The organism is Streptomyces sp. NPDC005151 (assembly GCF_053599875.1).
Map to the genome: position 1 here is coordinate 1 of NZ_JBSFYR010000014.1, position 14,580 is coordinate 14,580.

General features: G+C 70.2%; 9 protein-coding genes. 5 read left to right on the top strand and 4 right to left on the bottom strand.

Features of this window, described 5'->3' with window-relative positions:
* The first annotated feature begins 322 nt into the window (after positions 1 to 322).
* The 5 genes from ACWD6R_RS10620 to ACWD6R_RS10640 all read left to right on the top strand — a co-directional run bounded on the left by ACWD6R_RS10620 (position 323) and on the right by ACWD6R_RS10640 (position 8,371).
* Positions 323 to 1,156 carry a nucleotidyltransferase gene (locus ACWD6R_RS10620; RefSeq protein ID WP_451818356.1) on the top strand — a complete coding sequence of 278 codons (834 nt, stop codon included), beginning with the start codon at positions 323 to 325 and terminating at the stop codon, positions 1,154 to 1,156.
* Between the two features lie 417 nt (positions 1,157 to 1,573).
* Positions 1,574 to 2,266 carry a spermidine synthase gene (locus ACWD6R_RS10625; protein WP_451818357.1) on the top strand — a complete coding sequence of 231 codons (693 nt, stop codon included), beginning with the start codon at positions 1,574 to 1,576 and terminating at the stop codon, positions 2,264 to 2,266.
* Between the two features lie 236 nt (positions 2,267 to 2,502).
* A complete protein-coding gene (locus ACWD6R_RS10630) occupies positions 2,503 to 3,240 on the top strand; it encodes a response regulator transcription factor (RefSeq protein WP_266981553.1) in 738 nt (245 codons plus the stop codon).
* Positions 3,237 to 4,313: a HAMP domain-containing sensor histidine kinase gene (locus tag ACWD6R_RS10635; RefSeq protein WP_451818358.1), complete on the top strand. Its 1,077-nt coding sequence runs from the start codon at positions 3,237 to 3,239 to the stop codon at positions 4,311 to 4,313. The genes ACWD6R_RS10630 and ACWD6R_RS10635 overlap by 4 nt, the downstream gene beginning before the upstream one ends.
* A 260-nt stretch (positions 4,314 to 4,573) precedes the next feature.
* The gene (locus tag ACWD6R_RS10640) at positions 4,574 to 8,371 is read left to right on the top strand and encodes a multifunctional oxoglutarate decarboxylase/oxoglutarate dehydrogenase thiamine pyrophosphate-binding subunit/dihydrolipoyllysine-residue succinyltransferase subunit (RefSeq protein ID WP_451818359.1); all 3,798 of its coding nucleotides are present in this window, start codon (positions 4,574 to 4,576) and stop codon (positions 8,369 to 8,371) included.
* A 106-nt stretch (positions 8,372 to 8,477) separates the two neighbouring features.
* On the opposite strand, the gene fxsT is transcribed toward ACWD6R_RS10640, so the two are convergent.
* From fxsT to fxsA, 4 genes are all read right to left on the bottom strand, one after another.
* Positions 8,478 to 11,456, bottom strand: coding sequence for an FxSxx-COOH system tetratricopeptide repeat protein (gene fxsT, locus ACWD6R_RS10645; protein WP_451818360.1), 2,979 nt, complete (start codon positions 11,454 to 11,456; stop codon positions 8,478 to 8,480).
* 90 nt (positions 11,457 to 11,546) lie between these two features.
* Positions 11,547 to 12,932: an aKG-HExxH-type peptide beta-hydroxylase gene (locus tag ACWD6R_RS10650; RefSeq protein ID WP_451818361.1), complete on the bottom strand. Its 1,386-nt coding sequence runs from the start codon at positions 12,930 to 12,932 to the stop codon at positions 11,547 to 11,549.
* Positions 12,929 to 14,074, bottom strand: coding sequence for an FxsB family cyclophane-forming radical SAM/SPASM peptide maturase (locus ACWD6R_RS10655; protein WP_451818440.1), 1,146 nt, complete (start codon positions 14,072 to 14,074; stop codon positions 12,929 to 12,931). Before ACWD6R_RS10655 ends, ACWD6R_RS10650 begins: the two co-directional genes overlap by 4 nt.
* 285 nt (positions 14,075 to 14,359) lie before the next feature.
* Complete coding sequence (gene fxsA, locus ACWD6R_RS10660) at positions 14,360 to 14,563, bottom strand: FxSxx-COOH cyclophane-containing RiPP peptide (RefSeq protein WP_451818362.1); 204 nt, start codon at positions 14,561 to 14,563, stop codon at positions 14,360 to 14,362.
* Between the last annotated feature and the right edge of the window lie 17 nt (positions 14,564 to 14,580).

The following is a 14,580-nucleotide window of genomic DNA, read 5'->3' on the forward strand; positions in this document are numbered from 1 at the left end:
GATCACGTTCATGGAGAACGGACTCGCTTCCCGGTCCCGGCACCCCTCTTCGGGAGAGTTGCGCCGCAGGTCACAGCCCTAACGCACTGGTGTTGTCTTCTAGGCGAGCACTCAGTAGTCCCGGCCCCCGAAAAGCCCGGCACCCGCCCTCCGAAAACGCAGAGTCATTCTGCACAGAATCGGACCGCGCAGGGCATCACCACCCTTCGCCTCGCAGCTCAGCGCCCGGTCACGATGCAACTAATAAATGCACCGGACAACCCGCCCGTCACCTGCGAAAAACCACTCGGCAGCCGCGGCGCGCACCCGGCACAGTGTCCGTATGACCGACAACGGCCGGCGCGGATCTCCCGGCGACAAAGGACTGGCCGACGACGGGACGATCCGACGTGAAGGCTCGCTGAGCCGCCTGCCGGCGGCGTTCACCCCTGTGGTCGAAACGGCCCGAGCCCGGATCGCCGGCGCCTTCGACGCCACGCAGCTGCACAGTGCCTACCTCTACGGCAGCATTCCGCGCGGCACGGCCATTCCCGGTGTCTCCGATCTGGACCTGCTGCTCGCCCTGCGCGCCGAACCCACCGAGGCCGACCGGGCCACGGCCCGGTCCGTCGAGGCCGCCCTGAACGCCTCGTCCGACCTGATCGACGGCGTCGGCATCCTCCTCTTCGGCACCGGCACCCTGCTCAGCGAACTCGAACGCAACGACCTCGGCTTCTTCCTCGCCTGCCTCTGCACCCCGCTGATGGGCGACGACCTCGCCGACCAGCTGCCCCGCTACCGCCCCACCCCGCTGCTCGCCCGCGAGACCAACGGCGATCTGTGCCTGTCACTCCCCCGCTGGCGCCGACGGGCTGCCGCGGCCACCACGGACGCCGAACGCAGAAACCTCAGCCGCGGCGCCGCCCGCCGCATCGTCCGGTCGGGTTTCACCCTGGTCATGCCGCGCTGGGGCGGCTGGACCAGCGATCTCCAGGAGTGCGCCGAGATCTTCGGCCGGTACTACCCGGAGCGGGCCGGGCAGATGCGTACCGCCGCGGCCACCGGCCGCACCCCCTCGGCAGACCCGGCCGTTCTCTGCCTGCTCATCGACGATCTGGCGCCCTGGCTGGCTGCCGAGTACGTCGCGGTCCACGGCGAGAAGGCACCGCGCCCATGACCGCCCCGACCACACCCTCGCGCCTGCACTGAGCGGCATGCTCTCCCGGCTGGACGGGGTCCCGAACGCACCGACCCGGTACGTGCAGAACGGCGCGCGCCCCCCATCGCGCGCCCCCATAGTGGCGACGCACAGCTGTCGCGCCTGACGCTCGGCCGGTACGTCGTGCGCAACCGGCTGCTCGGTCCCGGTGCGTAGGGCCTGGCCGATGCAGCCGGGGCGGCGTGGGCGGTGGCAGTGGCGGCGTACGTGGCCGGCGGGGCGCTCCTCGTGGTGCGCGGCGCGCGGCCGGAGCCCGTGTGACCACGCCTTTCGCCTCCCCGCGCCCCGTACGGATCCGGCAATTCGCTGGTCCCGGCCGCGCGGCCGGGCGAGGATGGCAGGGACTCACCCACCCTCTACCGGAGACCGAGGGACATGCCCACCGCCGACCGCCGCACCGCCCACAGCCCCGTCACGCTCGACCGCCGCGAAGGACCGTACGGGGAGGTCGTCCTGCGGGAGCGGGGTGACGACTTCGAGATCATCGCCAACGGCTGCTTCCTGATGGACACCGCGGACGGTCGCTCCGAGCGGCTGCTGATCGACGCGGCGCTTGCCGCGCTGCCCGCCGGGCGGCCGGACCCGGCGGTGCTGATCGGCGGTCTCGGGGTCGGCTTCTCCCTCTCCCATGCCTCAGCCGAACCGCGCTGGGGGCGGATCGCGGTCGTCGAGCGGGAGCAGGCGATCATCGACTGGCACCGGGGTGGCCCGCTGGCCCGGATCACCGGTGCCGCGCTCGCCGATCCGCGGACCGAGATCCTGGCGACGGATCTGGTGGCGTACCTCCGCACGGCTACGGACCGTTACGACGCGCTGTGCCTGGACATCGACAACGGACCGGACTGGACCGTCACGGACGACAACGGCAGCCTGTACTCGCCCGCCGGTCTCGCCGGCTGCCGGGAGCGGCTGAATCCGGGCGGGGTACTCGCGGTCTGGTCCGCGCAGCCGTCCGCCCACTTCGAACAGGCCTTACGGAATGCCGGATTCAGCAGGGTAAGGACGGAAGAGGTGCATGTTGCCCGAGGGGTACCCGACGTGGTTCATCTCGCACTTCGGACCGCCTGAGGTCCCCCCACCGGGTATGCGCGGCCCCCGGACGCCCGGGGGCCAAGCGCCACAAGGCAGACACTCCGCCTCCTCCTCGCGTCCAACCCGTTCCCGTGCCGTTACACCGTGCGTAGCCGGGAGCCGTCCGGTGGCTTTACGCTGCTGAACGGCAAACGGGATCACCCACGAAATTCACAAGCGAAGACCGTGCGTCCGGGGGAACGGCCCCCGCGAGAACGGGCAGGGGCGGGGCGATGGAACAGACACACACCACCCACAACGGTGTCGCGGCGACCCCGGGCGCGCAGCGCCGGGTGCTGGTGGTCGAGGACGACGCGACGATCGTCGATGCCATCTCCGCCCGCCTGCGGGCCGAGGGCTTCCTGGTGCAGACCGCGCTCGACGGCCCCGCGGCCGTCGACGCGGCCGAGTCCTGGCAGCCCGACCTGATGGTGCTCGACATCATGCTGCCGGGCTTCGACGGCCTGGAGGTGTGCCGCCGGGTGCAGGCCACACGGCCGGTGCCCGTGCTGATGCTGACCGCCCGGGACGACGAGACCGACATGCTGGTCGGCCTCGGTGTCGGCGCGGACGACTACATGACCAAGCCGTTCTCGATGCGTGAGCTGGCCGCCCGGGTGCATGTCCTGCTGCGCCGGGTGGAGCGTGCCGCACTGGCCGCGGTGACACCGCGCAGCGGCATCCTGCGCCTCGGCGAGCTGGAGATCGACCACGCGCAGCGCCGGGTGCGGGTGCGCGCCGAGGACGTCCATCTCACGCCGACCGAGTTCGATCTGCTGGTCTGCCTGGCCGGCACACCGCGCGCCGTGCTCTCCCGGGAGCAGTTGCTCGCGGAGGTCTGGGACTGGGCGGACGCCTCCGGCACCCGTACCGTCGACAGCCACATCAAGGCGCTGCGCCGGAAGATCGGTGCGGAGCGGATCCGCACCGTGCACGGTGTCGGTTACGCCCTGGAGACCCCGGCGCCATGACCCGGCCCGGCTCCCGACTGCGTCCTTTCTCGGTCAAGGCCAAGCTGGGCACGCTCGTCGTGGTCTCGGTGTTCATCACGACCGGGCTTCTGATGGTGGCGGTGCGCACCAGGACCGAGCTGCGGTTCATCACCGTGTTCTCGGTGATCGCGACGCTGCTGATCACACAGTTCGTGGCGCACGGCCTGACGGCGCCGCTGGACGAGATGACGAAGGTCGCCCGGTCGATCTCGCACGGCGACTACACCAGACGGGTGAGGGGCGCCGACCGGCGCGACGAGCTCGGCGATCTGGCGCAGACGATCAATCTCATGGCGGACGATCTGGAGGCCGTGGACCGGCACCGCAAGGAGCTGGTGGCCAACGTCTCGCACGAGCTGCGTACGCCGATCGCGGCGCTGAGAGCGGTGCTGGAGAACGTCGTGGACGGGGTCTCCGCGGCCGATCCGGAGACGATGCGCACAGCGCTCAAACAGACGGAGCGGCTCGGCAGGCTGGTGGAGACGCTGCTGGACCTCTCCCGGCTGGACCACGGGGTGGTCACCCTGAAGGCCCGCCGCTTCGAGGTGTGGCCGTATCTCTCGGGCGTGCTGAAGGAAGCGAACCTGGCCGCCTCGCACCGCCGGCTCTCCTCCGGCTCCGGGAACCACAGCCGCAAGGACGTACATCTGCATCTGGATGTGTCGCCGCCCGAGCTGACCGCGCATGCGGACGCGGAGCGGCTCCACCAGGTGGTGGCCAATCTGATCGACAACGCTGTCAAGCACAGTCCGCCGCACGGCCGGGTCACAGTGCGGGCGCGGCGCGGCGCGCAGCCGGAGTCGCTGGATCTGGAGGTCCTGGACGAGGGTCCGGGCATCCCCGAGTCCGAGCGGCACCGGGTCTTCGAGCGTTTCAACCGGGGCGAGGTGCCGTCCCCGCACGGTCCGGGCAGCGACGGCGGTACGGGTCTGGGGCTCGCGATCGCCCGCTGGGCGGTGGATCTGCACGGCGGCCGCATCGGAGTGGCTGAATCAGCTCGCGGCTGCCGGATCCAAGTCACTCTTCCGGGGATCCATCAACCACGCAGTTGACATAGGGTTCGAACCGGAAGGGCGCGTTCTACGTGTCGTCCCACAAGAGGGATACGGTCCACGTGGCCGTAGCCGCGGCCTCGCGTACCCGGACTGAAGCGGAACCAGGCTTGTTTCCCGCCATTTCCTGCGTCGAAACCCGCTCTTTGATGTGACTTGCACGACGAAGACCGGCCCGGTCGGCATGGAACGGTCAGGGAGGCGTAGCCTTGATTTCCGCTGTCCATCACCTTGTGAAGCGGAAGAGGGCGGTTGCCGCCGTGTCGTCTCAGTCCCCCAGTAACTCAAGCATCTCGACCGACCAAGCCAGCCCGGGCACGAGCCCGGCTGTAGCTTTCGGCCCCAATGAGTGGCTCGTCGACGAGATCTACCAGCAGTACCTCCAGGATCCCAATTCGGTCGATCGCGCCTGGTGGGACTTCTTCGCCGACTACAAGCCGGGTACGTCCGGCACGGCGGACAAGCCCGTTCCCGGCGCCGCAGCCGCGGGGGCTGCGGTGGCCCCGGCCGCCACCGCACCGGCCCGGACCGATCACACCGCGCCTGCCGCTCCGGTGCAGGCCCCGGCCGCCGCCCCGGCGAAGCCCGCGGCTGCCGCTCCGGCCGCTGCCCCGGTGGCCCCGGCTGCGCCCGCCGCTCCGGCCGCGAAGGCCGCCGCGCCCGCCAAGGCGGCCCCGGCCACTGCTGCCAAGGGCCCCGAGTACGTGACGCTGCGCGGCCCGTCCGCTGCTGTGGCGAGGAACATGAACGCCTCCCTGGAAATGCCGACGGCCACGTCCGTCCGCGCCGTTCCGGTGAAGCTGCTCTTCGACAACCGCATCGTCATCAACAACCACCTCAAGCGCGCCCGCGGCGGGAAGATCTCCTTCACGCACCTCATCGGGTACGCGATGGTGCAGGCCCTCAAGGCCATGCCGTCGATGAACCACTCCTTCGCGGAGAAGGACGGCAAGCCGACCCTGGTCAAGCCGGAGCACGTCAACCTCGGTCTGGCCATCGACCTGGTGAAGCCGAACGGCGACCGCCAGCTGGTCGTCGCGGCCATCAAGAAGGCCGAGACGCTCAACTTCTTCGAGTTCTGGCAGGCGTACGAGGACATCGTCCGCCGCGCCCGCATCGGCAAGCTCGGCATGGACGACTTCACCGGAGTCACCGCCTCGCTGACCAACCCAGGCGGCATCGGCACCGTCCACTCGGTGCCCCGCCTGATGCCCGGACAGGGCCTCATCATGGGTGTCGGCGCGATGGACTACCCGGCGGAGTTCCAGGGCACCTCCCAGGACACCCTGAACAAGCTGGGCATCTCGAAGGTCATGACGCTGACCTCGACGTACGACCACCGGGTCATCCAGGGCGCCGCCTCCGGCGAGTTCCTGCGGATCCTGGCCCAGCTGCTGCTCGGCGAGAACGAGTTCTACGACGAGATCTTCAAGGCGCTGCGCATCCCCTACGAGCCGGTCCGCTGGCTCAAGGACATCGACGCCTCGCACGACGACGACGTCACCAAGGCCGCGCGGGTCTTCGAGCTGATCCACTCCTACCGGGTCCGCGGCCACGTCATGGCCGACACCGACCCGCTGGAGTACCGCCAGCGCAAGCACCCCGACCTGGACATCACCGAGCACGGCCTCACCCTGTGGGACCTGGAGCGGGACTTCGCTGTCGGCGGTTTCGCCGGCAAGACGATGATGAAGCTCCGCGACATCCTCGGTGTGCTGCGTGAGTCGTACTGCCGCACCACCGGCATCGAGTTCATGCACATCCAGGACCCGAAGCAGCGCAAGTGGCTCCAGGACCGGGTGGAGCGTCCGCGCCCCAAGCCGGAGCGCGAGGAGCAGCTGCGGATCCTGCGCCGCCTCAACGCCGCCGAGGCGTTCGAGACGTTCCTGCAGACCAAGTACGTCGGCCAGAAGCGGTTCTCGCTGGAGGGCGGCGAGTCCGTCATCCCGCTGCTCGACGCGGTCATCGACTCCGCCGCCGAGGCCCGCCTCGACGAGGTCGTCATCGGCATGGCCCACCGCGGCCGTCTGAACGTCCTGGCGAACATCGTCGGCAAGTCGTACGCGCAGATCTTCCGGGAGTTCGAGGGCAACCTCGACCCGCGGTCGATGCACGGCTCCGGCGACGTCAAGTACCACCTGGGCGCCGAGGGCACCTTCACCGGTCTGGACGGCGAGCAGATCAAGGTCTCGCTGGCCGCCAACCCCTCGCACCTGGAGGCGGTCGACCCGGTCCTCGAGGGCATCGCCCGCGCCAAGCAGGACATCATCAACAAGGGCGGCACGGACTTCACGGTCCTGCCCGTCGCGCTCCACGGCGACGCGGCCTTCGCGGGCCAGGGCGTCGTCGCCGAGACGCTCAACATGTCGCAGCTGCGCGGCTACCGCACTGGCGGCACCGTGCACGTGGTGATCAACAACCAGGTCGGCTTCACCGCCGCCCCGGAGTCCTCCCGCTCCTCGATGTACGCCACCGACGTGGCGCGCATGATCGAGGCGCCGATCATCCACGTCAACGGCGACGACCCCGAGGCCGTCGTCCGGGTGGCCCGTCTCGCCTTCGAGTTCCGGCAGGCGTTCAACAAGGACGTCGTCATCGACCTCATCTGCTACCGCCGCCGCGGTCACAACGAGGGCGACAACCCGGAGTTCACCAACCCGCAGATGTACACCCTGATCGACAAGAAGCGCTCGGTGCGCAAGCTCTACACCGAGTCGCTCATCGGTCGCGGCGACATCACGCTGGAAGAGGCCGAGCAGGCGCTCCAGGACTTCCAGGGCCAGCTGGAGAAGGTCTTCGCGGAGGTCCGTGAAGCCACCTCGCACCCGGCTCAGACCCATGTCCCGGAAGCGAAGCCCGAGTTCCCGGTCGCCGTCACCACCGCGGTCTCCGCGGAGGTCGTGAAGCGGATCGCCGAGTCCCAGGTCAACATCCCGGACCGGATCACGGTCCACCCGCGCCTGATGCCGCAGATGCAGCGCCGTGCCGCCTCGGTGGAGACCGGCACGATCGACTGGGGCATGGGCGAGACCCTGGCCATCGGTTCGCTGCTGATGGAGGGCACCCCGGTCCGGCTCGCCGGCCAGGACACCCGCCGCGGCACCTTCGGCCAGCGCCACGCGGTCCTCGTCGACCAGGTGACCGGCGAGGACTACACCCCGCTGCTCTACCTCTCCGACGACCAGGCCCGCTACAACGTCTACGACTCGCTGCTCAGCGAGTACGCGGCGATGGGCTTCGAGTACGGCTACTCGCTGGCCCGCCCGGAGTCGCTGGTCATCTGGGAGGCCCAGTTCGGTGACTTCGTCAACGGCGCGCAGACCGTCGTCGACGAGTTCATCTCCTCGGCCGAGCAGAAGTGGGGCCAGACCTCGGGCGTCACGCTGCTCCTGCCGCACGGCTACGAGGGCCAGGGCCCGGACCACTCGTCCGCCCGCCCGGAGCGCTTCCTCCAGATGTGCGCGCAGAGCAACATGACGGTCGCCATGCCGACGCTCCCGTCGAACTACTTCCACCTCCTGCGGTGGCAGGTGCACAACCCGCACCACAAGCCGCTGGTCGTCTTCACCCCGAAGTCGATGCTCCGCCTCAAGGCGGCGGCGTCCAAGGCGGAGGAGTTCACCACCGGCGGCTTCCGCCCGGTGATCGGCGACGACTCGGTCGACGCGAACGCGGTCCGCAAGGTCGTCTTCTGCGCCGGCAAGGTCTACTACGACCTGGACGCCGAGCGCGAGAAGCGCGGCGTCAAGGACACGGCCATCATCCGGCTGGAGCGTCTGTACCCGCTGCCGGGTGCCGAGCTGCAGGCCGAGATCGCCAAGTACCCGAACGCCGAGAAGTACCTCTGGGCCCAGGAGGAGCCGGCCAACCAGGGTGCCTGGCCGTTCATCGCCCTGAACCTGATCGACCACCTGGACCTGGCCGTCGGCGCCGACGTCCCGCACGGTGAGCGCCTGCGTCGCATCTCGCGGCCGCACAGCTCCTCCCCGGCGGTCGGCTCGGCCAAGCGCCACCAGGCCGAGCAGGCACAGCTGGCCGCCGAGGTCTTCGACGCCTGACCGGCAGACGTACAGGCCGAAGGGCCCGGCACCGCGATCGTCTCGCGGTGCCGGGCCCTTCGGCCTGTACGGGGTGCGGCGGCTTCCGGCGGTTTCCGGCAGGACGTCAGATCTGCTGCGGCTCGAAATCCCAGAAGGGCCGGTTGCGCGAACGCGCCGAGACCGTGTGCACGTGCTGTGCCCCCAGCGTCGAGACCAGGTCGCCCAGCGCTTCGCTCTCCACCTTGTCGGCCCGCTGCCGGTCCCGGGTGCCCCGCAGATCCGCCGCGTACGCGATCCGGGCGGACAGGCTGAGCGGATGAGTACGGCCGAGTGCCTCGGCGGCACGCGCGATGACCGATTCCGTCAGGGCCGCCGCGGACTCCGGCTCACCCACGAGATTGCGCAGCGCCGAGGCATTGATGGCGACGCCGAGGGTCCACGGGTGGTTCTCACCGACGGCGCGCGTCATGTCCAGGAGCGCGTTCTCGCCCAGGACGTGCGCCTGCTCCCGCTCTCCGACGTTGCGCAGGATCAGGGCATGGTTGGAACGGACCCCCGCTACGTACGGGTGGTTCTCGCCGAGCATCCGTACGTACCCGTCGACGACGCGTTCGCTTATCGCCCTCGCCTGGTCGATGTCCGCGTGCTCGCGGGCGAAGCAGCTCTGTCCGGCCGCGAACATCATGGTGAGGGGGTCGTCCTCGCCGAGCACCCGTTCGCTGCGCTCGAGTACGCGGGTGAAGAGGGACGCCGCTGCGGTCCGGTCGCCACCGCGGTAGAGGCACAGGGCCAGATTGTGTTCGGACAGGAGCGTCTTCGGGTTGTCCTTGCCCAGGACGTTGCGGTGCCTGAGGGTGCTCTGCTTCTGGAGGGACTCGGCCTCGGCGTACCGGCCCAGGAGCCGCAGATCGGTCGAGTAGTTGATCTCGGAGCTCAGCGTCCAGCCGTGGCGGTGTCCCAGACGGTCCCGGTGCTTGTCCAGGGCGCGCCGGTTGAGCTCCCGCGATTCCTCGTAGCGGCCGAGCAGTCGGAGCGAAATGGCCAGGTTGTTCTGGGCGGCGATGGTACGGGAGTCCTCGCCGAGGATTTCGCGGTAGGAGTTCAACAGCCGCTGCGACATCTCCAGGGCGTCCTCGTACCTGCCGAGCCCCCGAAGATCCGCGGCGAGGCCGTTGGAGGCCCGCAGGAACTCCAGGTCCTTCTCACCCCGCTCCCTGCGCAGATGATCGACCGCGGCCTGCTCCATGGCTGCGGTCTCCGCGTAGTTGCCCACTGACCGCAGCAGGTTGGCGTAGTTGTAGGTGAGGTCCCAGATCCGCGGATGGGTCTCGCCGAGCAGTTCCTTCCAGGCGGTCATGGCCCGCCCGGCAAGCTTGATGCCCGCCCGGTACTCCCCGGAGAAGTACATGTAGCGCAGGCAGTTGAGCACCAGGGTGTGTACGGCAGGATCGGTGCTGCGCAGAACATCAGCCCATTTGAGGTGCGGTGTGATCTCGGCGTAGGCGGGCCACTGCCGGGAGTCGATGGGCCGACCGGGGTCCGCGGCGGCGAGCGCGCGACGTACGACGCCGGCGAACTCCTCCCGGTCCCGCTCGGGCATGTCCTTGCCGATGATCTGGTGCACCATGCGGTGCAGGTAGACCGATTCCCCGGCGATGGACGGCTCGTGGGACTCCAGCCGGACTACGGAGTACTGGCGGAGCTGGCTGATGGCACGGTTCCACAGCAGTGGGTCGTTCATCAGCCCGGCCAGTTGCTCGGGCAGATCGCCGGAGGGCATGTCCTTCAGCAGCCGCACCGGAATCGAACCGGGCGCGAAGAAGCTGCACAGGCGCAGCAGGTCGACGGACTCGGGAACGGTCTCCCTGAGTTTGTTCAGCAGTATCGACCAGGCGGTCTGGAAGGCCAGCGGGAAGTCTGCGGACACCTTGACGACGTCCTGGTCGATGCCTCCGCCCAGGAGTTCGATGTACTCCTCGACCGACATGTCGGAGTCGTTGAGCCAGCCCGCCGTCTGGTCGAGCAGGAGGGGCAGATCCTCCAGGGCCTCGGCGAGCCGGTCCGCGTCGGAGGGAGTCAGCCGGGGTGCACGGCGGCGGATGAAGGAGACCGACTCGTCCCTGCTGTAGACCGGGACCTCGACGAGATTGCTGTTGTGCTCGCCCCACTCGGGGTTGCGCGAGGTGATCAGCACATGGCCGGGGCCGGTCGGCACCAGGTCCCAGATGTGCTCGGGTTCGTCGGCGCCGTCCAGGACGAGCAGCCAGTGGGCGTGCGGATCGCCGCGCCGAAGGGAGTCGCGGACCGCCCGGAGCCGCTCGCCGTACTCGGCACCGGTGGACAGACCGAGTTCGGGGGCGAGTTCGGCGAGCTTCTGGCGGTACAGGGCCCGGCGGTCGGCCGGTACCCACCAGACCACGTCGTACTCGGAGCCGAACCGGTAGACGTACTCGGCGGCCAGTTGCGTCTTCCCCACGCCGGACATCCCGTGGAACGTGACGACACCGGCGCCCCGCCCGGCTCCCTGGAACGCGTGATAGGTGTCGCCCAACAGGCGCTCGCGTCCGGTGAAGCGTGTGTTGCGGCGGGGAACTCCGCCCCAGACCTCGGGGGTGTCCGCTGGGAATCGTGGCCCGGGCCTGGTGTCTGCCTGGTCGGGCAGCGGGTCCGTGGGCAGGGACAGGCTGAGCAGCATGCGGCGTTCGGCCTCGGCGGCGCCGACGTTAGTGAGATCGGCGGCTCCGAAGACAGAGGTGGCGGCAGGCAGCGCCGACGTGGTGAGCGAGACCGCCGCGAAGCGCTCGCGGTCGAGTGCGACGACATGCCGCAGCGCCCTGTTCCACTCGTCACGGCTCCGGGGGCCGAGCTGGAAGTACCACTCGCTGAGAACGACGAGGATGCGCCCCGGCGCGAGCATCAGGTCCTGGAGCGATTCCTCCAGCGTGGCATCGTCCTGCGGATCCCAGCGCTGATAGACGACATGCACTCCGCGCCGTTCGAGACGGTCCCCGATCCAGGCTGCCCAGGCTCGGTTGAATCCGGCGAAACTGATCGTGACGGATTGCGTCCCCGATGTTTCAACTTGCTTACCTGCTAGGGGCATTCAGCCGTCTCCCTGCATCATTACAAGCCTTACTAACTTATCATCAGGAAAGGTCGGTGACGGTGATCCACTGCCACGCGGGGGCCGCCGTCACACACGACCGGAGTCGTTCCTCTGCTGCCATATCACGCGGGCCGTGCTCACATAGGCGCGCGCGCGGGCCAGATGGCCTGTCGGGGGCGGACAATCCGCCAGACGGTGGTAAAGCGTGATCAGTTCATTGACGACGACCCTTCCCTCCGGGGTGAGCGCGCCGGACCCGGCGAGGATCGGCAGAACCGCACCGGTCTGCTCCCGGCTGCGTGTGTGTTCGGTCCAGGCGATGTCACGCAACCCGGCGCTCTGCGCGTCGAGTGCACACCGCTGCCAGAATTCGGCGAGGGCGAGATGGGCGTATGCGCCCTGGAACAGCCCGTCGAAGGGCCGGGGATCGGGTCGCCAGGGCGCGAAGTGACGCGGGATCGTGTCCTCGCGGTGCAGCGGAACCAGCGCGGCGAGCGCGGCCAGTTTGGTGTGCTGAAGTTCGTGCACGAGCGTCGAGGCCAGGAGGGCCGGGGAGGCCGGCCTGCTGCTCAGGACGGCGCCGAACGCCTCGCGGCGGGTCCCGCTGCAGTGGGCGGCCCCGTCACCGGCACCGCCGGATCCGGGCGGCGGCGCGAGGGGGACCACACACCGCAACAGGGTGGCCGCCTCGGCGAGTCGGTGAGCGCCCCCGATGCGCAGCAGGGGCGTCACGCGCGACCAGGACGCCGCCCAGGCGCCCTGTTCCCCGGTGTCCCGCGGGGCGGCGTCGCCGAGACCGTGGCGGCGCTGCCCGCTGCCGGACGTGCGGTAGGGGTCGAGGTCGTCGAGCGGCACGAGGACACCGCCCGCCACCAGGGCCGGAAGTGCGAGCAGGGGCAGCCAGCGCGGGTCGGCGGGCTCGGCCGCGCGACCGCCGAACCGGACGACGAGGTCCGTCGCGTCCCTCTGTCGTACCGTCAGCCGCTCCCCGTCGAAGCGGAGGTCGGCCTCGCCCGGGAGCGTGCGCAACGAGCCAAGCGTGGGCAGCGGCAGCGTGGTGGCGACGGCGGTGAGCCGAGCGGTGAAGGGCAGTGCGGACCGGATGGCCGCCGCTGCGGCGATGGCTCCCAGGTGCGAGAGACCGGCTCGCAGCACCGGTCCGCCCCGTCCGGAGAGCAGACCGTACAGGCAACTGCGGACCCAGGGGCCCGCCAGCGGATAGAACAGCACCGATCGCGCGGCGTCCCGGTCGGCTCGCTCCGCCGCCGCCAGCAGCGTCCAGTGGTCGTGGAGCCGGTCGAGTCGGTCGGTGGGGCAGACGTCCGCAGGCACCTGGCCGGCGGCGTCGAGCAGCGCCCGCAGCGAGGCGAGCCTGCGGGTGTGCTGGTCCCGGGCGAGCAGGTCGAGCGCCTCGGGTCCTCCCTCGGTCCGGCCCAGCTCGCGCAGGAACCGGTCGGGGACGGCGGAGGTCATGCGGGGGCTCCAGCGGTCGCGTCGGACAGCCCGGCCGCGACATGGCGGATCAGCCGGTCGAGGTCGGCGCAGTAGACGGAGGGGTTGATGAAGCCGTGTCCGGCGCGGTACCGGTGGGCGTAGTGACCGCCGCCGCAGACCGTGAGCAGGGGGCAGGAACGGCACGTGGCGGCGAGCGCACCGGCGCCCGCCTGACGTGCGGCGACCCCCGGGTGGCGCAGGGCCCGGTCGAAGCTGTGCCGGAAGACGTCGAGTCCGGTGGCGGCTGCCGTGTCATAGGCCGATTTGAGGGAGTCGACCTGTTCGATCGAACCGTCGGTCTCCACGACCACGGCATTGAGCGGGTCGAGGCCGAGGGCCTCGGCCGCGGCAGGCAGCCCGAGCAGGAGCGCGAGACACTCCTCGAAGAGCCGTATCCGGGTCTCGCGTCGCCCGGCCGGCCACCAGCGGTCGAAGACGGAGCACAGCCAGTCGCCGTACGGGGTGGGCCGGCCGCCGGTCCGTTGCGCTCTCGCTGCCGTGGCGTCCTGCGGCCGGACGCCGGTCAGACCGGGGGGCGGAGCGGACCAGTTCCCGTGCGGCAGCAACAGGTCCAGGGTGGGCGGGCGAAGGTCGAGGAGCGAGGCGTACATCTCTACGGGATCGCTCTGCAGGTCGACCACGGTGAGGATGCCGGCGTAGGCCTCGGGGTGGTGGTCGGTGAGGAGGCGTGCGCCCCGCAGGGCGGCGGGCCAGGACGGGCGGCCCGCGTGGTCGACACGCTGGGTGTTGTGGGCGGGCAGACCGCCGTCGAGGCTGATGCCGACCCGAATGCCCGCGCCGGCCAGGGTCGCGATGTCGGCGTCGGTGAGCAGCGTGGCATTGGTCTGCACGGTGGTGTGCAGGACGCAGCCTTCGGGAAGCCCCTCACGCACCCGGCCGGTGAACGCCGCGAGCCGTTCGACGCCGGCCAGCAGGGGTTCGCCGCCGTGCAGTACGAGGGCCACCTCGGTCAGCCGGTGGGCCGCGGCGTGCTCAGCAATGCGGGACGCGGTGTGCTCCAGGACATCGGCCCGCGCCGCGGCAGGGCGGTCCCGCCAGGTCCGGTCCGGGCCCGCATACAGGTAGCAGTACCGGCAGGCGAGGTTGCAGCGGCCGTGCATCTTGACGATGAACTGCCGGAACGGCACCGCGTCGTGGCGTTCGGGCCAGGTGTCGGACGGCGCGCGCGTGGTCGTCTGTCGAGACACGCCGACCCCCTCGCTGTGCGACCCACGGCACGCCCTGCCGGACGGCCCCCGCCGTCGAGGGGAGTCTCTCTGGCCCGGCGGGACCGCAAACACCGCTGTGGCGAGGTTGCCCTGTTCGCTGGGGTGGACGGCCGAAACCGGCCGGGTCGCCCGCCCGGCACGGGCCCGTTTCCCTGCCGGGGTGCCCGGCCCGACCGCTCAAAGGGCGCTCTGGAAACCCCACAGCATCTCCCCCGGCCGTTCGGAACGACCGCGCAGGTCCTCGATCACCGCCCTGAGGACCGGATGGTCCACGGTGCGCAGCGTCTCGAGATCGATCTCCAACAGGTCGGGGAGGACCCCTGTGCCGCCCTCCGGCCCCTGCGTCGGGCTTGCCTCGTCCTTGCGTGCGGACACGCTCATCACCGCTCCCGGTTACC

Bases quoted from the DNA above. Each gene is read 5' to 3' on its own strand.
- ACWD6R_RS10635 (WP_451818358.1), top strand. From the start codon at position 3,237: ATGACCCGGCCCGGCTCCCGACTGCGTCCTTTCTCGGTCAAGGCCAAG.
- ACWD6R_RS10620 (WP_451818356.1), top strand. From the start codon at position 323: ATGACCGACAACGGCCGGCGCGGATCTCCCGGCGACAAAGGACTGGCC.
- ACWD6R_RS10625 (WP_451818357.1), top strand. From the start codon at position 1,574: ATGCCCACCGCCGACCGCCGCACCGCCCACAGCCCCGTCACGCTCGAC.
- ACWD6R_RS10655 (WP_451818440.1), bottom strand. From the start codon at position 14,074: ATGCACGGCCGCTGCAACCTCGCCTGCCGGTACTGCTACCTGTATGCG.
- fxsT (WP_451818360.1), bottom strand. From the start codon at position 11,456: ATGCCCCTAGCAGGTAAGCAAGTTGAAACATCGGGGACGCAATCCGTC.
- fxsA (WP_451818362.1), bottom strand. From the start codon at position 14,563: ATGAGCGTGTCCGCACGCAAGGACGAGGCAAGCCCGACGCAGGGGCCG.
- ACWD6R_RS10630 (WP_266981553.1), top strand. From the start codon at position 2,503: ATGGAACAGACACACACCACCCACAACGGTGTCGCGGCGACCCCGGGC.
- ACWD6R_RS10650 (WP_451818361.1), bottom strand. From the start codon at position 12,932: ATGACCTCCGCCGTCCCCGACCGGTTCCTGCGCGAGCTGGGCCGGACC.